The sequence below is a fragment of the Allobaculum stercoricanis DSM 13633 genome (assembly GCF_000384195.1).
Taxonomy (GTDB): Bacteria; Bacillota_I; Bacilli_A; order Erysipelotrichales; family Erysipelotrichaceae; genus Allobaculum; species Allobaculum stercoricanis.
Genome location: NZ_KB913034.1, coordinates 1899335 through 1918905, shown reverse-complemented (window position 1 = coordinate 1918905; position 19571 = coordinate 1899335). Strand labels below are relative to the sequence as shown.

The 19571-nt window shown below is 39.5% G+C and carries 17 protein-coding genes; 1 reads left to right on the top strand and 16 read right to left on the bottom strand.

The window, feature by feature from the left end; all coding sequences use genetic code 11:
• The first annotated feature begins 187 nt into the window (after positions 1-187).
• On the top strand, positions 188-2089 hold the full coding sequence (locus ALLST_RS0108950) for an ABC transporter permease (protein WP_019893847.1): 1902 nt from the start codon (positions 188-190) through the stop codon (positions 2087-2089).
• Between the two features lie 85 nt (positions 2090-2174).
• Here the strand turns inward: ALLST_RS0108950 and ALLST_RS0108945 are convergent, their stop codons facing one another.
• The 16 genes from ALLST_RS0108945 to ALLST_RS0108870 form a co-directional block, all read right to left on the bottom strand.
• A complete protein-coding gene (locus ALLST_RS0108945) occupies positions 2175-4136 on the bottom strand; it encodes an FtsX-like permease family protein (protein WP_019893846.1) in 1962 nt (653 codons plus the stop codon).
• Positions 4109-4900 carry an ABC transporter ATP-binding protein gene (locus ALLST_RS10640; RefSeq protein ID WP_019893845.1) on the bottom strand — a complete coding sequence of 264 codons (792 nt, stop codon included), beginning with the start codon at positions 4898-4900 and terminating at the stop codon, positions 4109-4111. The genes ALLST_RS0108945 and ALLST_RS10640 overlap by 28 nt, the downstream gene beginning before the upstream one ends.
• Before the next feature lie 93 nt (positions 4901-4993).
• Positions 4994-6058, bottom strand: coding sequence for a sensor histidine kinase (locus ALLST_RS0108935; RefSeq protein WP_019893844.1), 1065 nt, complete (start codon positions 6056-6058; stop codon positions 4994-4996).
• 21 nt (positions 6059-6079) lie between these two features.
• Positions 6080-6676 carry a class I SAM-dependent methyltransferase gene (locus ALLST_RS0108930; RefSeq protein ID WP_019893843.1) on the bottom strand — a complete coding sequence of 199 codons (597 nt, stop codon included), beginning with the start codon at positions 6674-6676 and terminating at the stop codon, positions 6080-6082.
• 67 nt (positions 6677-6743) lie between these two features.
• Positions 6744-8612, bottom strand: coding sequence for a 1,4-alpha-glucan branching protein GlgB (gene glgB / locus ALLST_RS0108925; RefSeq protein WP_019893842.1), 1869 nt, complete (start codon positions 8610-8612; stop codon positions 6744-6746).
• Positions 8613-8916: 304 nt separating this feature from the next.
• On the bottom strand, positions 8917-9942 hold the full coding sequence (gene dusB / locus ALLST_RS0108920) for a tRNA dihydrouridine synthase DusB (RefSeq protein WP_019893841.1): 1026 nt from the start codon (positions 9940-9942) through the stop codon (positions 8917-8919).
• Positions 9932-10846, bottom strand: a complete 915-nt coding sequence (gene hslO, locus ALLST_RS10635) for an Hsp33 family molecular chaperone HslO (RefSeq protein ID WP_019893840.1) — start codon at positions 10844-10846, stop codon at positions 9932-9934. The genes dusB and hslO overlap by 11 nt, the downstream gene beginning before the upstream one ends.
• Before the next feature lie 179 nt (positions 10847-11025).
• Positions 11026-13011 carry an ATP-dependent zinc metalloprotease FtsH gene (gene ftsH / locus ALLST_RS0108910; protein ID WP_019893839.1) on the bottom strand — a complete coding sequence of 662 codons (1986 nt, stop codon included), beginning with the start codon at positions 13009-13011 and terminating at the stop codon, positions 11026-11028.
• Positions 13012-13047: 36 nt separating this feature from the next.
• Positions 13048-13602 (bottom strand): hypoxanthine phosphoribosyltransferase, encoded by a 555-nt coding sequence (gene hpt / locus ALLST_RS0108905; protein WP_019893838.1) that lies wholly within the window; start codon positions 13600-13602, stop codon positions 13048-13050.
• A gap of 32 nt (positions 13603-13634) precedes the next feature.
• A complete protein-coding gene (tilS, locus tag ALLST_RS0108900) occupies positions 13635-14951 on the bottom strand; it encodes a tRNA lysidine(34) synthetase TilS (RefSeq protein WP_019893837.1) in 1317 nt (438 codons plus the stop codon).
• A gap of 268 nt (positions 14952-15219) precedes the next feature.
• A complete protein-coding gene (locus tag ALLST_RS0108895) occupies positions 15220-16140 on the bottom strand; it encodes a rod shape-determining protein (RefSeq protein WP_019893836.1) in 921 nt (306 codons plus the stop codon).
• Positions 16141-16173: 33 nt separating this feature from the next.
• Positions 16174-16389 carry a DUF1146 family protein gene (locus ALLST_RS0108890; RefSeq protein ID WP_019893834.1) on the bottom strand — a complete coding sequence of 72 codons (216 nt, stop codon included), beginning with the start codon at positions 16387-16389 and terminating at the stop codon, positions 16174-16176.
• Complete coding sequence (locus ALLST_RS0108885; RefSeq protein WP_019893833.1) at positions 16377-17222, bottom strand: 4-(cytidine 5'-diphospho)-2-C-methyl-D-erythritol kinase; 846 nt, start codon at positions 17220-17222, stop codon at positions 16377-16379. The genes ALLST_RS0108890 and ALLST_RS0108885 overlap by 13 nt, the downstream gene beginning before the upstream one ends.
• Positions 17223-17285: 63 nt before the next feature.
• On the bottom strand, positions 17286-18155 hold the full coding sequence (gene rsmA, locus ALLST_RS0108880) for a 16S rRNA (adenine(1518)-N(6)/adenine(1519)-N(6))-dimethyltransferase RsmA (protein ID WP_019893832.1): 870 nt from the start codon (positions 18153-18155) through the stop codon (positions 17286-17288).
• Entirely contained in the window at positions 18152-18664 is a 513-nt protein-coding gene (gene rnmV, locus ALLST_RS0108875; protein WP_019893831.1) for a ribonuclease M5, read from the bottom strand. The genes rsmA and rnmV overlap by 4 nt, the downstream gene beginning before the upstream one ends.
• On the bottom strand, positions 18664-19524 hold the full coding sequence (locus tag ALLST_RS0108870; protein WP_019893830.1) for a YitT family protein: 861 nt from the start codon (positions 19522-19524) through the stop codon (positions 18664-18666). Before ALLST_RS0108870 ends, rnmV begins: the two co-directional genes overlap by 1 nt.
• Between the last annotated feature and the right edge of the window lie 47 nt (positions 19525-19571).

Genomic DNA, 19571 nt, shown 5'->3' with positions numbered 1-19571 from the left:
AAATGAAAGATAAGAAAAAACGAAGCGATTATGCCGCGATGATCTAGGCAGAACGCTTCGTTTTTTGTTCTTTCAAAGACGTAAGATCGTATGTAAGAGATGCCGGCTTTTGTAAGATGAGTCGATGGATCGCCTTCTTTTGTCTTTTTATACTGAAAACACAAAGATGAAGGAAGAAGGATGAAATATGTTTAATGGGATTTATTTACGTCTAGCCACACAATCACTGAAGAAAAATCAGCGTATTTCGATACCGTTTATTTGTGGTTCGGCATTTATTACGGCGCTTTACTTATCAATTGCCAATATTTGTGTCTTACCTTCCCTGTATGACACATCACGAATGTCTGGGCAACAGTTATTGTTAGTGATGAGTATGGGAATCGTCGTGATTCGCATTTTTATGTTTATTTTGTTTTTCTATCTCAATTCCGTTTGGTTAAAAAACAAAAAACAAGAAAATGGTGTATTTACAATTTTAGGGATGGATCGGATTCACTTGATTCAAATTCAGCTCGATCAAATGATCGTCTGTTATCTTTTATCGCTATTGATTGGAATTCCTTTAGGAATTGCGATGAGTTTTGCCACTGTTCAAATCCTTGAATGGATGGTTCCCGCGCTAGTGGTTGATTTTGCGATTATGCCTAGTGCAATTCGTGAGAGTGCATTATGGATTGGGGCTTGTTATTTGGCAATTTCGTTATATTCGATCGTGAATTTAATTCGAACGAATCCCTTAGAACAAGTCAAAAAAACAGGCGAAAAGAAAATTCGCAACAATTGGATTCTTGCTTTACTTGGCTTTTTGTCTTTAGGAGCGGGCTATGGGATTGCGATTACAATTGAAGATCCAGTTACAGCAGTCATGTTATTTTTTGTGGCGGTCACACTCGTCATCATTGGGACTTACTTGTTGTTTTTATATGGATCGACAGTGATCTTAAATGCATTGCAGAAAAATCATCGTTATTTCTATCAAACCAATCATTTTCTCAATGTTTCGACGATGAAGTATCGCTTAAAACAAAATGCGGCTTCTTTAGCCTCGATTGCGATTTTATCGACGATGGTGCTTGTGACATTATCGAGTACATCAGCGCTCTTTGCCGGGGCCAAAACAGCGGTCGATCAAGCTTATCCAACCCAACATACATTAATGCTCGATCTATCCGATGGGTCCACGCTTCATATCGATCAACTTGTCCCAACGATTCAAGAAGTTGCTAAGCAAGTGGGGATGGATCCTTCAACAATGAAGTTAAATTCGAGCAAATCGACATTTTTAGATTCTGGCATGCCAGTGACGCTTTATGATGTAAGCCAAGCTGAGCAGTTTGGTCTTGAATCGGTCAGTTTAGAAGCAAACCAAGCGATTACTTTAGGAAAACAAGAAGAAGAAAATACTTCATTTGATGTTGAAGGGAAACACTTTGAAATCATTAATCATGTCGATAGCCCTTCTTCCAATCCAATGCTCATGATTGAAGCGATTGTGGATTTTAATAAAAATGGAATTTTACCAACCGCTAGTATCATTCGCCTGGATGGGGATTTAACAGGTGTGATGGATGATGAACGAGAAATGAGTATCTCGGATACTTTTGCGCAAGCAATTCAAAGTAACTTCCCGAATGAATCAATTTTTATTCGCTATGTGAGTAAAAGTTTGATGGCAGAACGATTATTGAGTATGTATTCTGCCATGCTTTTTGTGGGGATCTATCTCTCCTTATTATTCTTAGTCTCTGTCATTTTGATTATGTACTATAAACAAATTTCAGAAGGCTATGAAGACCATGATCGTTTCGCAATTTTACAAAAAGTGGGATTGGAGAAAAAACAAATTCGCAAAGTGATCAACGACCAAGTCATTGCGGTATTCTTCTTACCTTTGATCGTGGCTGTGATTCACTTATGCTTTGCCTTTCCATTGATCAATCAAATTTTATATGCGATGTCTTTGCCTTATGCCTGGGTATTTATCATCGCTTGCGCCATTACGATTTTGATCTTTGGTATTTGTTACTTCATGGTCTACAAGCTCAGTGCTCGCGTTTACTATCAAATCGCAACGCAAAAAGCGTAAAGAATGTACTGTTGAATCAACATTGAAATGCAATGAAAAAGCACAATTCGTCCTCAATAAGAGGATTGGAATTGTGCTTTTTATTTTAGATGGTGAAATCATTTGTTTGATCATTGAGCAATGCTAGCTTGTAGTAAGAGCGCGCTGTTAACCTAAAGGTGATCCAGTAGAGCAGGGCAAAAATCATAAAACATGCGATTAAAACGATAAAGAAATGGTCGAATGTTTCATAAGTCATACTATCTAGAATGTTTTGAATCAGCGGATAGGCAAAGAGAATATGGATCAGTGCAGTAATCAAGGGCGAAAAGAATAAAATCCGCACTTGCGAGTTAATGATTTGGCGTAATCCATCAGGTTCTAAGCCAATATGTTTCATAATTTTGAATCGTTGGTGATCTTCTTGGCCTTGGGTGATTTGCTTGAAATACAAAATCAAAATCACGGCTAATAAGAAGATGATGGTCATATATAGACCCGTGATTAAAAGCATCGAATAGATGTATTTCAAATTTTTGGAAAAGTCAGATCGCATATAGACATAGGCGTATTGATCGCCTAAATAAGGTTTCAACAAATCCAAAATCAACTCACTCGTCGCTTCATCTTCAGCAACATTTTCTTTCGTTTGGGCATCGATTAAATCGAAAGAGAGGAAAAGCTCATCACGAACGGGAACAAAATTGGCATTATCTTTTGCGACAATGGTTAATAACGGGGTTAAATCCGCAATCCAATTCAATTGGTCATCATGTTCAAGATCAGTGATTTTATATTTTTGTAGCTTGTCTAATTGGTCTTGAAAGTAAGCTCCATCTAAAACAAATATTTCATTTTCTTCAAGTTTGTAATCAGTCTGGAGCAATTCATTTAAGTCATCAAGATGGATCACACTAGCGGAAGAATCGCCAGGTTCATACAAAGAAACAAGCGTGAAGGGCAAAATGCGTAAGTCTTGAAATTCCACTTGATGTTGAGCAGCTTGCCCATTGAGATCTTTACGAATGGAAGAGATCTTGTTTGTCGGCGATTGTGTGGTTGCATCTTGGAGGGTAGGGGAGTAAGGAATTGACACTTGAAAAGCGTTCGGATAGCGCATTTCAAGTGTCGGTTTGATCGATAGCTGCAATGTAATCGTTGTTGCACTGATGATCAAAAGCATCGTCGATAAAATCGACATGTTGGCCAGGGCTAAGGCGTTTTTTCTGAGCTGCGATTTCATCGTGGACCAAAAGATAAAATGGCGTGTTTGATAGTACGCCTTTTTATTTCGACTCAGTAATTCCAACAAAATATAGGAACCATATAAAAACAACAAATACGTGCCCACAATGACCAATAAGACGGCATTGAAGAAATTGATCACCAAATACATTTGATTGGTGGTCATGGTCGCTAAACAATATCCACAAAGTAAAGAAATCAGCCCGAGTAACGCAAAGAAATAAGGGGCTTTGAGCGGCTTTTCTCCGCCTTGTGGTTCATGTAAATGTTCTAGAGGTTTGGAGCGCAAAACGCTAATGGTGCTGCACACAAACAATAATCCGTAACAAAATAAGATAAATAACGCGGTGGTTTTTAAGGCATCATAAGAGAGATAAAATCCAATTAAGGGCTCAAGGTCTAATAGTTTCAATAAAAATAATAAAAGGACTTTCTCCAGACAGATGCCCAAAATAATGCCAGCAACTAAAGAGGATAAATAGAAAAGGCCAAGCTGATAAAATGTAATACGTACGAGCTGACCTTTTTCCATCCCTAAGGAAGTAAAGACGGCATTTTCTTTAGCCCGAGTATTGTTCCAAATGGCGTTGAGGTAGAGATAGAAAATCACCAACAAAAATTGGCACATCATCTCAATGATTTCAAAATAAGAACTTGCAACAAGATTATCGATCCCAAAGTGATGCGTTAAGGAATGGGGTAAAGCCATCGTTGAATAAAAAAGAGAAACCAAAATCGCACTCCCTCCAAATAGAGGCAGTGCGATTCGATAATTCTTTTTTAGTGAGCGCAGGGCTAAAAGGAAGTATAAGGCGCTTTGCATGTGTTTTCCTCCATGGAAGCCAAAAGCGTCAATGTATTTGAAATTTGTTCATAGAACTGCTCACGACTTTGCTTTGCGCGATAGAGCTGATGGAAAATCTTGCCATCTTTAATAAAGAGGACACGTTTTGCATAGCTAGCGGCAGAAACAGAGTGTGTCACCATGACAATTGTCTGGTTTTGTTCGTTATTCAAATATTCAAATAATTCAAGCAAAGATTGCGAGCTTTTAGAATCAAGTGCTCCAGTAGGTTCATCCGCTAACAATAATTCCGGATGGGTAATCAATGCCCTTGCCGCAGCGGCTCTTTGTTTTTGACCCCCAGAGACTTCATAAGGATATTTTAATAAAAACGGTTCGATCGACAATTCTTTAGCGAGTGGCTCCAGTTGTTCGATCATTTGTGGATATTTCATTTTGTTTAACACTAAAGGCAATAAAATGTTGTCTTTCAGTGTAAATGTGTCTAATAACGAATAATCTTGGAAAATAAAACCTAAATGGTTACGACGATAAGCACTCAACTCTTTATTGGGGATGGAGGCACAGTCTTGGCCATTGATATAGATTTTCCCCGCAGTAGGTTGATCGAGGACAGCAAGTAAGTTTAATAAGGTGGATTTACCGGATCCACTTTCCCCCATAATCGCAACGAATTCTCCTGGTTCAACTTGGAAAGAAACATCGTGCAAAGCTTCAACCTGAACGGAAGAAAAGCGTGATTTGTATATTTTTTGTAGATTACGTACTTCAAGTAATGCCATAGTATTCACCTCTTATGTATCTTTAGTTTAAAAATCACTAAAGAAATTTGCCATAAGGATGGCTTACCGTTGTCTTACGCTACAGTAAGTCAATTAAGCCCGGAAAAATAAAGCCGGTGGAAATTGAATTCGCGCAACAACGCCTGTTTTTGAAGGCGTCGGGCAAGAGGAAGAATCTTCATCCTCTCTTTCTTGTGCCGGATAGAGCGTATAATCGCGATTTTCAATGGTGAGTGTACAGCCGAGTTTATCGCAGACTTTAGCGGCTAAATATAAACCAAGACCACTTGAGCTTGTAATGTTGTTATGCCCATTTTTACCGGTAAATCCTTTTTCAAAAATACGCGGTAAATCTTCGGGATTAATTCCACAACCTTCATCATAAATGACAAAAGAATTGTCTTCGGTTTTGATCGTGATCGTGTTGTTGGCTTGAGAATATTTAATGGCATTGGCAAAGAGTTGTTCAATGACATAAGCAATCCATTTGCGATCAGTATAGACTTCGCAAGGATTTAAATCACAATCCAAGATCAATTTGCGAGCGAAGAACGTTGCTGATTGTTCACGAATTAAAGGACGAACGACTTCTTCTAAGTTAACTTTTTGAATGCGATAATCCGAACCATCGAGGCGGACATACATCATCGCTTGTTGGACGAAATGCGAAATTCGCTTTTCACAATCGGAAATTTCCTTTAAATCAGGTTGGGGTAAAGAGAGTTGAAGCTCCATTGCAGCAAGGGGTAATTTGACTTCGTGAGCCCACATGGAAAAGTAATCTTCCAGTTCGCTTTGATCGTGACGAGCTTGCGATTTCACTTCTTGGATTTGGCGCGAAAGTTGTTGCATCTTCAAAACACAAGAGCGCAATTCTTCCGGATATTTTTCAATTTCAAAGTTATCAGCATGAAGAAGGTGTTTGATATCATGTAGGCGGCGTAAATAAAACCCTAAATAAATCATTAAACCAAAGCCGCTAATTAACATAAACATCCAAGCAATATCAAAAGGGATGGAATAGAGCCAAGATAAAATCACCAACAAAAGACCACTTAAAAGCCAAGCGAGAATAAAGAGCCAATTTTGTTTCCAGAGATTCGAAAGATAGGTTAAATATTTATCTTCGAGATCTTCTTCATAATAAGGATCTTGCATAAGAACCCCTTTCTTTTGTGTTTAGTTTGTTTTGGTTGCTTGAATGACCCAGAAGCCTTTATCACGCACAACGCGCTTGCAAGTTAAGCCTAAAGACTGCAGATAATCCCAAGCACTTTGCGCACCATGTTGTTTGCGGATGACAATCCACAAAGAACCATCTTGAGTTAAGTGGCGAGCAGATTGTTCGAATAGGGAATAAATGACTTTTTTTCCAGTTCGAATAGGGGGATTCAGCACAATTGTATCAAATAATCCAAGATCTTCTTCGATATGATCATTTTCATGGACAGTGGCATCGATTTGATAGCGGGCATAGTTTTTATTGGCCAGATAGCACGCTTGGCTATTGGGATCGATGCCAACAACAGGACATTTCCAAAAGTGAGCGAGGGCGACGCCGATGACGCCAATGCCACAGCCTAAGTCTAAAACGTTATGGCTTGGCAACGCATGATCGAGAACGGCTTCAATTAAGATCCGACTGCCGGTATCTAATCCTTCTTTGGAAAAGACACCTGCAGAAGAAAAGAGTTGGAAAGATTGACCATGGAGGTCAAAAGAAATTTCAAATTCACTGCGATCGAGATTTTGATCGAATTCATAGTAATGGGACATAGAATACACCTCATTGATTTGTATTAGAAAAGGCAGGGTGAAACCCTGCCTTTATAGTTTACGATAATTATTGTTCTTCTGGTCGATCAACTTTATAAATCAAGGCGCCAAGAGCAGGAACATTCACACGAATGCGCCAAGGTAAGCCATTCAAAGGTAAATGGATCGCTTTTGCGTTTTCGATTTGTTTTGTTAATTTTCCGCCGAAACATTCCCATTGTGTATTGATACGTTGTTCATAAATGCCCCCGTGAGGAACACCGAATTGCATCGTATATGGGTTTGTTGAGAAGTTGATGATGATGATGTAAACATCTTTGGATCCTTTACGCATAAAGGAGAAGACGTTGTGGTCGGCATCGTCAGCATTGATCCATTGGAAATTCATTGGATCATAGCCGAAATAGAAAGCATCGCTTTCGCAACATACGCCCGTTAATTCGTTAAAGAATTTTTCGAAAGAATTATGCATTGGATATTTACGCAAGAACCAATCGCAGCCTTTCATTTCATCCCATTCGCGAAGCATACCAAGTTCATTCCCCATGAAGTTCAATTTCTTACCTGGATGAGCGAACATGTAAGTATATAAAGCACGAGCTTGAGCGAATTTATCATCGTAACTGCCCCACATCTTATCGACGATTGTAGCTTTTCCATGCACGACTTCATCGTGGCTGAGTGGACAAATGAAGCGTTCACTATAGAAATAAGCCATTGAGAATGTGATGTCGTTATGATGCCATTTGCGATAGATGGGGTCGAGTTTAAGGTAGTTGAGCGTATCGTTCATCCAACCTAAATCCCATTTATAGTCAAATCCTAAGCCACCATCGAGTGTGGATTTGCAGACATTTGGAAAGTCAGTGGAGTCTTCTGCAATCAATAAAATTTTGTTGTCGTATTTTTGATTGAGGGTGTAGTTCATGCGTTTGATAAAATCAGTTGCACCTTTGTTTTCCCCCATCATTTTATTGCCTTTCCAGAAAATCGCATTACTGATGGCATCCATACGTAAGCCGTCAAAGTGATATTCTTCAAGCCAATAGTTAGCAGCGGACATTAAGAAGGAACGAACGGATTCTTTCCATAAGTCAAAGTTGCTTGTTCCCCATTCGGAATTTGCATCTTCTTCTTTGGCATATTCGTATAATGGCGTTCCATCAAAATGGGCAAGCGCATATTCATCTTTAACAAAGTGGACAGGAACAAAGTCCATAATGACGCCAATTCCAGCTTCATGCATCCGATTGACGAATGTTTTTAATTCTAAAGGTGAGCCATAGCGGCTAGTTACGGAGAAGAAACCAGAAACTTGATATCCCCAAGAACCATCAAATGGGAATTCCGATAATGGCATAACTTCAACGTGGGTGAAGTGATTTTTCTGGCAGTGAACGATTAATTCTTCAACGATATCATCGTAGTGAACAAATAATCCATCTTCATTTTGTTCTGGCGCACCTTCGACTTCTTCAACACGCATGTTGCGATCACGCCAAGAACCGAGGTTAATTTCGTAGATGGATAATGGAGTATCAAAGCCTTTATTTCTTTCTTGCATCCATTTTTCGTCTGTCCATTGATCAAATGTTAAATCGCAAATGATGGAATCATGTTCAGGACGAAGTTTGGCACTAAAGGCACATGGGTCGATCTTGTCGAGAATTCGCCCTGTGGATTGAGTAATTCGATATTTATAGGCTTGGCCAACTTTAGCGCCTTTGACAAAAGCGGTCCAAACACCATCTTTGTCTTTGGTCATTGTGTCGATGTCAGTAGTCCATTCGTTGAAATCACCGACAATAGAAATTTCTTTTGCGTTTGGGGCATATACCGCAAAAAATACACCATCTTTTTCGGGATGGGCACCGAAATATTTAAATAAGCCTATTTCTCTTCCTTGAAAGAAGGGGGTTAGATCCATTTTAAGCATAGGACTCTCCTTAATTATGTGTGTTCAATATTCAACTTTTATTTTATCTCAATGCAGGCAGATGAAAAGGGATAGAGCGATAAAAAAACTAAAACAAGAGTACGGCTTGTTTTTAAGATATCGCTTACTTCATTGAATAAAAAATATTATTTTTGTTCAAAATACCTGAATATTCATCTAAAGTGATTGAGTTCTGGATATAAAAAAATCGTATCACAATTGTTGATCAAATCAATAAACTATAGATGGAAGAGGCAAATAAAAAACATCCAACCACGCCAAAGTGGTTGGATGACGGTTCAATCTATTCAATATCTTCTGCAAGATTGGGACTGTTATATTCTGGCTTTGTGGCTTGATATTCGCGAATGATCTCTTGATATTCATCTAAAATATCGACGAGTTCTTGATAAGTGCGAACTTTAGAGAGGCGATCTTTGTATTCATGGCTTTTCGGCAACCCCTTTAAATACCAACTTGCTAAACCGCGCATTTGTGAAAGGGCATTTCGTTCGTCTAAATCTTCGCAAAGTAAGCGAGCATGTTCTTTGCAAGCTTCAAAGCGTTGTGAAAGTTCAAATGTATGATGTTCACCAGTAAAGTAATCGACACATTCTTGGATTAAAAATGGATTTCCAATAATCCCGCGACCAATCATCACACCATCACAACCTGTTTGTTCCATCATTGCGACCATATCTTCAACACTGACAATATCGCCATTGCCAATGACAGGAATGGAGACGGCTTCTTTTACTTTTTTAATCCAGCTCCAATCCGCTTTTCCTTCGTACATTTGCGCACGTGTTCGAGCATGTAAAATGATCGCACTGACCCCTGCTTTTTCCATCGCTTGTGCCATTTCAACACAATTGATGGATTGCGAATCAAAGCCCAGACGCATTTTTACGGTAACTGGTTTGGACACACTTTGTACTAAAGAAGAAATTAAATCGTAGGCATAGTCGATATCTTTCATCAAATAGGAGCCAGCTTTTGCCTTGATGACTTTATTGACCGGACAACCCATATTGAAGTCGATAATATCGCATTCGCTTTCTTCATCTAATATTTTAGCGGCATGTAAAACGGATTCTTTATCATGACCAAAAAGCTGAAATGAAACAGGATGATCTTCTGGATCGCTTTTTAACATTCTTCTTGTCCGTGTGGAATCATAGTACAGCGCTTTATCAGAAACCATTTCATTACAGACCAATCCCGCACCAAATTGGCGGGCGATATGGCGAAAGGCACGAGTAGAAACACCTGCTAAAGGCGCAATGACTACTGGAGAAGGGAGTTCTATTTCTCGAATCTTAAGCGTCATGAGTTTCTGTTTGTTCACTTTCTTTTTTGTTATTTTTGTTTTGATCCAAAATTTCTTGGAGTTCTTGCGTGTCAAAATGGTAAGTTTCATTACAGAAATTACAATTGACATCGGCACCATGATCTTCATCGATCATTTTTTGAAGTTGATCGGCAGAAATGGTATGTAATACACTTTTGGTTTTTTCTCTGGAGCAAGTGCATTTAAAGGCGATCGAACGATGGTCCATAATTTTTGTATCATCGAATAAATCATAAGCGAGTTGTTCGAGTGAGCTATCTTCGTAGTGTTCGATCAAAGTCGTCATTGGTTTTAAACCGGATAAGACGTGTTCGCAAATGGAAACTTCTGTATCTGTTGCATCCGGCATCATTTGTAAAATAAGGGCACCGGCAGCTTCAACTTGTCCAGTGGTATCAATTTTGACACCAACACTGACTGCTGTTGGAGTTTGTTCACTGAGTGTGAAGTAATACGCAAAATCTTGCCCGATTTCACCAGTTTGAAGTTCAACAGTTCCCGACCAGTTTTCTTCCATGGACAAATCTTTTGTGATCGTGAGTGTTCCGGGTAAACCGATTAAAGCATTAACAGGCCAATTTGCCTGTTCGCCTTCTAATTGTCCATTGGCCACAAATCCACGAACATTGCCGCTTTCATAAGCGTCAACGACGATGGATCCAAATGGACCATTGCCTAAAATGTTGATCGTCAACATTTCTTTTGGGCTTTTAAGCATGCTACCCATGATGGAGGCGATGGATAAAACACGACCAAGCGCATCGCCAGCAGCAGGGGATAAATCAAATCGATCGACAGCGTCTTGAACGAGATCGGTTGAGCGGACAATAAAGAAACGAACGCGGTCATCAAGCGCCATTGCTTTGACTAATGTATCTTCCATATGATTCTCCTTATCTATTTCATATTGTAGAGGTTAAATACGTGTAGAAATTGAATTTGATTTGCGCGATTGTGCATTCAAATCGCTACTATTATAGCGGAATGTAGCACAAACCAAAGTGATCCTACCCAATTTATCCATTGAAAAACCGCAGAGAGATTCTGCGGTTTTTATATCGATTACTTTTTCGTCAATTCGTTTAACGCTTCATCCATAGTTTCATGATCAACTGTTGGGTTTTGAACAGGAGGTTCATTGTCTACAGTTGGCGCTGGAACGTCTTGATTTGGCATTGGAAGAGGTGGCATCTCATTTTGATCATTGAGTTGTTCTTCCGAAATGTTTGGATCTGTTAATTGTCCAAAGTTTTTGAGGTTAGTGATTTCTTCGTTCGTCAATGTTTCGTGTTCATATAACTGAGAAGCGATTAAATCCAGTAATGCGCGTTGTTCAGTCAAAATCTGTTTACATTGATCGTGGCAAGAATCGACAATGGAGCGAACTTCTTTATCAATTTCTGTTGCAACGCCAGCGGAGTAATCAGAACCTTTGTTGTAGTCGCGTCCTAAGAAGACGTTACCACTTGGATCAGCATATTGGATTGGTCCAAGGGAGGACATTCCATATACGCGAACCATGTTTTTCGCGATGCTTGTTAACTGTTCGATATCGTTGATAGCACCGGCAGAAATTTCGCCAAAGACGATTTCTTCCGCTGTACGTCCACCTAGTAATCCTGTGATTTCTGCTAACAGTTCGGATTTACGATGGAAGTAACGGTCTTCTTTTGGTGTCATCAAGTTATAACCACCTGCATCTCCACGAGGGATGATGGTAACTTTTTGAACGATTTTCGCATCGTCTAACATTAAGCCGATGACAGCGTGTCCGGCTTCATGGTAAGAAACAAGCCATTTGTCCTTTTCGGAGTATTTTTTCGATTTTTTTGCTGGACCCATCATAACGCGGTCAATCGCTTCATCTAAATCTTCTTGAGTGATTTTAGACTGCTTATTACGAACGGCTAAGATTGCCCCTTCGTTTAACACGTTAGCTAAGTCAGCACCAGAAAAACCAGGAGTACGTTTTGCGAGGTTTTCTAGAGAGATTGTTGGCGCAAGTGGTTTGTTGCGCGCATGAACTTTAAGAATTTCTTCACGGCCTTTAACATCAGGTAAAGAAACGGTGATGTTGCGGTCAAAACGACCAGAACGACGTAAAGCAGGGTCTAATACATCAGGACGGTTTGTTGCAGCGATAACAACGATACCCGTGTTATCCCCCATACCATCCATTTCAACTAATAATTGGTTTAAAGTTTGTTCACGTTCATCGTTTCCGCCGCCCATACCGGCACCACGTTGACGACCAACGGCATCGATTTCATCGATAAATAAAATACATGGCGCATTTTTTTGGGCCGTTTTAAACATGTCGCGAACACGGCTTGCTCCAGTACCAACGAACATTTCAACGAAGTCAGAACCGGAAATGGAGAAGAATGGAACGTTAGCTTCTCCCGCAACCGCTTTTGCCAATAACGTTTTACCTGTACCAGGAGGGCCAACCATCAATAATCCTTTTGGAATATGAGCGCCCATCTGAGTGAATTTTTGAGGCGTTTTTAAGTAGTCAATAATTTCTTTAACTTCATCTTTTTCTTCTTCACAGCCAGCGACGTCTTTAAAACGAACTTTTACATCGCTTTCCATGCGAGCTTTCGATTTCGAGAATTCGAATGCTTTGTTGGCAGATCCGCCACCACTCATTTTCGAAAGCAAGAAATAGAATAAGAATCCAATTAAAAGTAATGGGACAATTTGTCCGAGAATCGTCATCCAAAGATTTCCTGTGGATGGGTCGGTAATGGAAATTGATCCACCGTCTTCCTCTAAAACATCAGTCAGCCACACCATGTTTTCTTCCGTGTTTGGAATAATGACGCTATAGCTTTGTTTTTTACCATTTAGCTCATAAGTTCCTTCGGCTTTGATGATAGTTGTCGAGATGCTTAATGAGGACTCTTTAAAATCTGCCTGCTGTGCAACCTTCTGAAAATCCGTGTAATTGAGTCTTCTTACTGATCCTTGAGTAGAGAAAAGCAATAAGGAGGCAAGGATAATGATGATGAACAGAGTCGGCAGATAGTTCAGCCATTTTTTCATCTAAATACCTTTCTAAAACTAATTTTTTAACGAAAATTACGAATTGTAGATTTCGTTTTTGAGGACACCAATGTATGGCAAGTTGCGATAACACTGGTTATAGTCTAATCCATATCCAACGACGAATTCATCAGGAATTGTGAACCCAATGAAATCAGCTTGAATATCAACTAAACGACGATCTGGTTTATCTAATAGAGCAACAACTTTTACGTCGTGAGCACCTTTGTTGTAGAAAAGTTGTTTTACTTCTTTTAATGTACGACCAGTGTCAACGATGTCTTCAACGATCAATACATTTTTATCTCGGCTAGATAAGTCGAGGTCTTTGTTGATGCGAACATCCCCAGAAGATTCAGTTCCTTGGTAAGAAGAAACAGAAATAAAGTCGATTTCGATAGGATGTTTGAAATATTTGATTAATTCCGCCATGAAAGGAATGCTTCCTTTTAATAAACCAACAACTAGGGGTTGGATATGACGTTCTTCATAGTCTTTTTCAATTTGTTGAGCAAGTTCTTTACATCTTGCTTCGATTTGTTCTTCAGTAAATAAAACGTGATCGATATCTTCACTAATAATTTTTGCCATAATATCCCTCTTATATAAAAAAATTCTATTAATTATACCGATAATTCTAACATATATAAGGCTTGACTTTCCATAAAATGATTTGGATTACAGCCCGCTAAACTCGCGAAAAATAGCCCGTTTTGACCAATAATGACGGGATACATCATTCGCTTGGCGCGTGGGATCTTACGATCGATGTAAAGGCGGTTAATTTTTTTAGTACCAAAGCGCTGTTCTAGCGCATCATGGGCATGACTTTGACGAATGATGCATGGAAAATCCGTGTCTTCGACATGAAAACCTTGGATCCGTTTTCCTGTTGTCGAAAGTTCAAAATATGCATAGCGATAATGACTTTTGCATAAACTTTGTAGTTGCTCAAGATTATCGACATAAAAGGGGACCCAGCTTGTTGGAAGAATTTCGATTTTTTGGTCGATGATTTGAATCGCATAGGAATCAATCTCTTGATAAGGATCGCTTTTGAGCTTTTGGACAAGATCCAGCATTGCCTTTTTGGAGTGATGACGCTTTGTTTGATTGAATAATCGTGTTTCTAAAACGAGCCAGCCCCAGGGATCAGACAAAATCTTTTGCGCATCATTTTGGGCGATTAATTGTTGGGTATGATTTCGTATTTGTTCGAGTTGGTGTTGATCGGCTTCGAGTTCTTTAAGCCAGTGCATTTTTTGTGGAAAATTTGCTGGCTCGATACATGTATGACGAATTTGATTGCGCAAATAGTCATTTTCTAAATTACTTTCATCAATACCAAAGCGAACGTGATGATTTGTACACCAATCTTGAAGTTCATGTTTTTGTAGGTTTAAAAATGGTCGCAACAACAATACATCTTGATAGGTGCTGATTTCTTGCAAGCCGTAAGTTTGAGGAAAGGATCCGCGCTTTTTTTGCATCATCCACGTTTCGAGATGATCATCCAAATGATGTCCTAAGACGATCGCTTGTAAAGAATAGCTATTTGCAAGCTGGACAAAAAAGTCATAACGGACTTTGCGAGCCCAAGCTTGAAAGTTGCCTTGTTCAAAAGTGGGATGAAGAATCCAAAGATCTCTTTGATGTTCACCAGCAAATTGGCGGACGATGTCTTCATCTCGTGAAGCAGTGGGTCGATGATGGTAATTGACATGGGCAATTACATAATCAATCTGAATTTCTTCTAAATAATAAAGCAAGGCCATTGAATCTGGGCCACCGGAAACGGCGGCTAAGACAGTTGGATGATCCAAACAAGATGTCGTTTTTTGAAGAAGTTCGTTTAAATGAGCACGCAAAAAGATGTTGTCTTGATTCTCAATTTGAGTTTGTTGTTCAGTGTTCAAAAAAGAAAATTTATCCGTCATCATTTCTGTATTGTCTTCCTTTATTTGATATTGTCTTTTGTTTTTTTTTAGAATTCCAACAAAATGTCGCATTAATGGTCAAATGTATCGATTTTAAGAAAAAATAGCACAATCAAACAAGAGCGATTGAAATTGGAATAGAAAAAAGGCAGAAACATCAGCAAGAAAATACTCACTTCAGTTACTGCCTTAGATTTGTAAAAAATAAACAGACATGAATAATGTCACAAAGCATGTTTGGATAATAATGCCTCTTGTTAGAGGCCAACCTTTAGAAAACGAGGTTGGATTGGACGAGATGGTTGATGACCCAGTTTTCTGGATCTTCACATAATTGAACGTGGGTATGTAAAGCACGTTCTAATAAAGCCACAAAGTTATAGCATTGACCAAATCCCCCTGAAAGAAGGATTGGTGCAGCTAGCACTTGTTCCATTAATTCTGGTCCTTTTTGACAAACAAATGTTGCCGCTTGATGAGCAATCTCTAAAAGAATGGGCTCCATACAGCCCCATAAATCAGCAGCGCGGAATTGGATTTGAACATATTCGTTATGACGATTTAATCCCACGACACTCAAAATCGGATTTCGATTTTGACTTAAGGCATGGCTGACAGCTTCTTTAAGCGCACAAGCATCTTCATTAGAAATGAGAACTTGAAATACGCGAGTAATTTCTTTGGAGATCGCATTATCCATTTGATGACCTGCTAAATCTAAAGCTTGATAGTCTAAAACTTTATTGCCATTGCCCATCACAAAGTGAACAAGACTCGCTCCAGCATGAATATGGAAAAATGGCGCATAGTCGACCGGTTGATAAGCCGGAATCATTTTGACTTTGACGAGATTGGCACATTTTAAGTATTGTTTCCACTCTTCTTGTAAAGAAAGATCAGGTGTTTGAAACGAAAGAACTCTTGCCCCCGGGACAAGTAAATAGCGATCAGGGGGAGCTTGGCTAAATAAGCTTTTTACGATCGTGGTTGGATTGGCAATGATCTTTTCTTGATCAAAAGGATAAACGAGATGATCCCCTTTATCCCATGCTGCGGCAAGGGCATCTTGACCAATGACTTGCGGTTGTTTGGCTAGACGACAAGAGCGAACGGAAAGGATTTGTTTTGTTTTGGGATCGTATAAACGGGTGGTATGAGCACCGGGATCAATTAAATAACTACTTTCAAACATAATAAATCCTTTCTATTGATCAAAATGTAACGATTAAAATGGTAAGCCTTGGCGAATTGTGAGCGTCAAGATCGCTTCTGTAGCCATCCATGCTAAAGCAAAGGCGAGTAAAAACATCAAAAGATAAACTTTTTGCATGTTGTGGATTTTACAAAATTTTGAAAAATCCACACACGTTAAAGCGTACATTGCACAGGCAAAAAAGCCTAAAAAGACGATGATATAGATCATCCAAGTCATCGAGAACATGAGCCAATCACTCCTTTGAAGACAAATGGATAATGTTTGCGAAGTTGATCATAGGCTTCATCTAAAACTTCTTCATCGACACTAAATCCCATCAAACAAGAGCCAGAACCAGTCATAACGACACGAACTAAGCCGGCATCTTGCATCGCTTCTTTGAGTTCTTGCAATTCGATGAGTTGTTCAAAAGCTTGCGGTTCAAAGGCGTTGACCATTGTTTGGAAAAGAAGACCAATATCGTGTTTGCGGATCGCATCTTGGACGATATCGACATCAAGATCGCGAGGTTCGCGCTCATCAAAATCGGCAAATGCTTGCGCTGTGGAAATGCCTTTGACACCTTGAACAAGTAAAACCGGAATTTTCCAATCGACATGGAGTTCTTCAACGTGTTCTCCAGCACCGGTTACATGTGTAAAGCCATCATGTAAACAACAAGGAACATCTGCGCCAATTTGAAAACCGATTTCTTCCATCTGTGCTAAAGAAAGATGGAGTTGTTCGCTTTCGTTTAAAGCCAAAATCAATGCAGCGGCATCGGCGCTTCCCCCACCAAGTCCGGCTTGGCTAGGAATGTTTTTGACTAAATGGATATGGTAATGGTGTTTTAGACCGTGTTGACGTAACAGATCAAGTGTTTTCGTTAATGTGTTTTGGGGTGGAATATGAAAACCAGGGCATTCGATTTCATCGACATCGCGATCAATTGGTTGAATATCAAGCTCGTCAAAACAATTGACACGCCCATTAATCATATTCATATCGTGTTTGCGATCCTCGCGCACTCCACCAACGGCAAGCGCAAGGTTCACTTTTCCATATGCTTTTACTTTCATAAAATTTAAAACCTTTCTGGAACTGACTATTTAAAACAAGAAGTTAAACAGACAGGATCAAGATTAGTGGTCTGCTTGTTCGAGTTCAATCAGACAGTTGTATAAATGGATAAAATCATCGACACCAAGCTGTTGGGCTCTTAAAGATGGCTCCATGCCAGCTCGCTCTAATAATTGTGATGCTTTTTGTTTGTCCGCTAGCCAAGTTTGAAGATTGTTAAGAATCGTTTTACGGCGTTGGACAAAACAAGCTTTCACTAAAGCGACAAACTTCGCTTCATCAATCGCTGGCTTATCTGTTTTAAATGTGAATTGTAAAACAGTGCTGCCGACATTTGGACTTGGCCAAAAAACGTTGCGATTGACATCCATGATGCGTTTTAGATCACAACGATATTGAGTAATAACAGAAAGCGCGTTGTACTCTTTGCTGCCGACTTTTGCCATGAAACGATCAGCAACTTCTTTTTGCATCATAACTGTGATTGCTGCAATGGGTTGGGTCGCTTCAAAAAGTTTAAATAAAATCGGTGTAGTGATGTAGTAAGGCAAGTTGGATGCAAAATAAACAGGAGTATTGCTTTTGGCAAAAGGCTCTAATAGTGCATTGACATCAACTTCTAAAAAGTCTTGCTGAATAATTTGCAGATGATCGCTGTTGATCTCTGTTTCTAAGATTTTTGGAAAACGAGGATCGATTTCAAATGCGATGACTTGTTTGCCATATTCACATAGAAATTGGGTTAATGCACCAATCCCAGGACCAATTTCGATGACGACGCCCTCTTCACTTAAAATAGCGGACTTGGCAATTTTATCGACGACACCAGGTTCGACAATAAAGTTTTGACCAAAACTTTTCTTGGTCGAAGCGTTCCATTTGTCTTGGATTTCGCGAGTTCTTTTTTTTGTTGCAATCGGTTGATCTATCATAAAATCTCCTTGATTTGTGTGTAGGTAATCCCGAGTTGGTTAAGGCGTTTAAAACAAGATTTGGCATTGCAATGGCCAATATGAAAAGTGTCACACACTTTTTTGCGTAAAGGGGCATCCCCAATTAGGCCTAAATCGATAAATTCAGACCAAGAAATACTATCTTGTGCCTCACGATAAGTGACTAAATGAGACAGACTTTCTTCTAGATCTGCTTTTTTAGCATGTTCAACGCCTACTTTTTTAGGGGTGTGGGCAACGCTTGGATCAATATAGGCATGCTTAACATGAGGAATGTGGCGCTCAATGACACTACGAATGTGTTTGCCTGCTTTATCTGGATCGGTAAACACAATGACGCCACGAGTGTTTGCTGCATGGGCGATGCGATCGAGAGTTTCTTTGGATACGTGATCGCCACCGGTTTCGATTGTCTCACAATCGAAATAACGTTTGAGGGTTTGGGTATCATTATGCCCTTCGACCACGATGATTTCCTTAATTTGCATTATTTGTTTTCTCCATTAGGGACCGCATAAGAGAAGCCCATTCCGCGAACTTCATGGACGGAGTTAACGATAATAAATGCTTCTGGGTCAATCGTGCCAATTTCACGTTGGAATTTTGCATATTCACGAGTTTTAACAACACACATTAAAACAGGACGATGTTCATTGGAGTAAGCACCAGTACCTTCTAAAATGGTGACACCACGAGCGAGATCTTTTAAAAGATAGTCGCGGATTGTTTCCCATTTGTTTGAAATGATCATGACGTTTTGGGCATTTTCACCACCGAACGTTAATACCATATTAATCACATTGGAAGTGGTGAAAATAGTTAAAATACCGGTCAATAGAGAGTTTAAGCCAAAGACCATCAAACCAGCAGATACCGTAAGAAAATCAATAACGAACACGGCATTGCCTTGTGGAATATGTAGATATTTATGCAGGATTAAGGCAGGAATGTCCATTCCTCCCGAACTGCCATTTGCTCGGAAGACTAAACCAAGACCAGTCCCCATAATCACCCCGGCAAATATAGCGGCTAAAATCGGATCGACGGCGCAGAATTCCGGATCATAAAAAGGAGACAGTAAAGCGATGAATGTTGGATAAAGAATCGTGGACATTAAAGCTTTTGCCGCAAATGCTTTTCCTAAACAAACAGCGCCTAGGATAAAGAGAACGATGTTGAGTGCATAAATCGTAAAAACGCGGTTGATGCCCAATAAGGAGTCGAGAATAATGGAAATTGCGGTGACTCCCCCAGAAAGAATATTATTCGGTAAAATAAAAAAAGATGTTCCACAAGCAAGAATCAAGTTGCCAAGGAGCAAAAGAAGAATGTTTTTAACTTTTGACATGTTAAGTCCTTTCTAACCCTTCAACAGATTGAGCGTCCGATCTAAAA

Coding starts and splice junctions, on each gene's coding strand:
- ALLST_RS0108950 (WP_019893847.1), top strand. CDS start 188: ATGTTTAATGGGATTTATTTACGTCTAGCCACACAATCACTGAAGAAA.
- ALLST_RS0108945 (WP_019893846.1), bottom strand. CDS start 4,136: ATGCAAAGCGCCTTATACTTCCTTTTAGCCCTGCGCTCACTAAAAAAG.
- ALLST_RS10640 (WP_019893845.1), bottom strand. CDS start 4,900: ATGGCATTACTTGAAGTACGTAATCTACAAAAAATATACAAATCACGC.
- ALLST_RS0108935 (WP_019893844.1), bottom strand. CDS start 6,058: ATGCAAGATCCTTATTATGAAGAAGATCTCGAAGATAAATATTTAACC.
- ALLST_RS0108930 (WP_019893843.1), bottom strand. CDS start 6,676: ATGTCCCATTACTATGAATTCGATCAAAATCTCGATCGCAGTGAATTT.
- glgB (WP_019893842.1), bottom strand. CDS start 8,612: ATGCTTAAAATGGATCTAACCCCCTTCTTTCAAGGAAGAGAAATAGGC.
- dusB (WP_019893841.1), bottom strand. CDS start 9,942: ATGACGCTTAAGATTCGAGAAATAGAACTCCCTTCTCCAGTAGTCATT.
- hslO (WP_019893840.1), bottom strand. CDS start 10,846: ATGGAAGATACATTAGTCAAAGCAATGGCGCTTGATGACCGCGTTCGT.
- ftsH (WP_019893839.1), bottom strand. CDS start 13,011: ATGAAAAAATGGCTGAACTATCTGCCGACTCTGTTCATCATCATTATC.
- hpt (WP_019893838.1), bottom strand. CDS start 13,602: ATGGCAAAAATTATTAGTGAAGATATCGATCACGTTTTATTTACTGAA.
- tilS (WP_019893837.1), bottom strand. CDS start 14,951: ATGATGACGGATAAATTTTCTTTTTTGAACACTGAACAACAAACTCAA.
- ALLST_RS0108895 (WP_019893836.1), bottom strand. CDS start 16,140: ATGTTTGAAAGTAGTTATTTAATTGATCCCGGTGCTCATACCACCCGT.
- ALLST_RS0108890 (WP_019893834.1), bottom strand. CDS start 16,389: ATGTTCTCGATGACTTGGATGATCTATATCATCGTCTTTTTAGGCTTT.
- ALLST_RS0108885 (WP_019893833.1), bottom strand. CDS start 17,222: ATGAAAGTAAAAGCATATGGAAAAGTGAACCTTGCGCTTGCCGTTGGT.
- rsmA (WP_019893832.1), bottom strand. CDS start 18,155: ATGATAGATCAACCGATTGCAACAAAAAAAAGAACTCGCGAAATCCAA.
- rnmV (WP_019893831.1), bottom strand. CDS start 18,664: ATGCAAATTAAGGAAATCATCGTGGTCGAAGGGCATAATGATACCCAA.
- ALLST_RS0108870 (WP_019893830.1), bottom strand. CDS start 19,524: ATGTCAAAAGTTAAAAACATTCTTCTTTTGCTCCTTGGCAACTTGATT.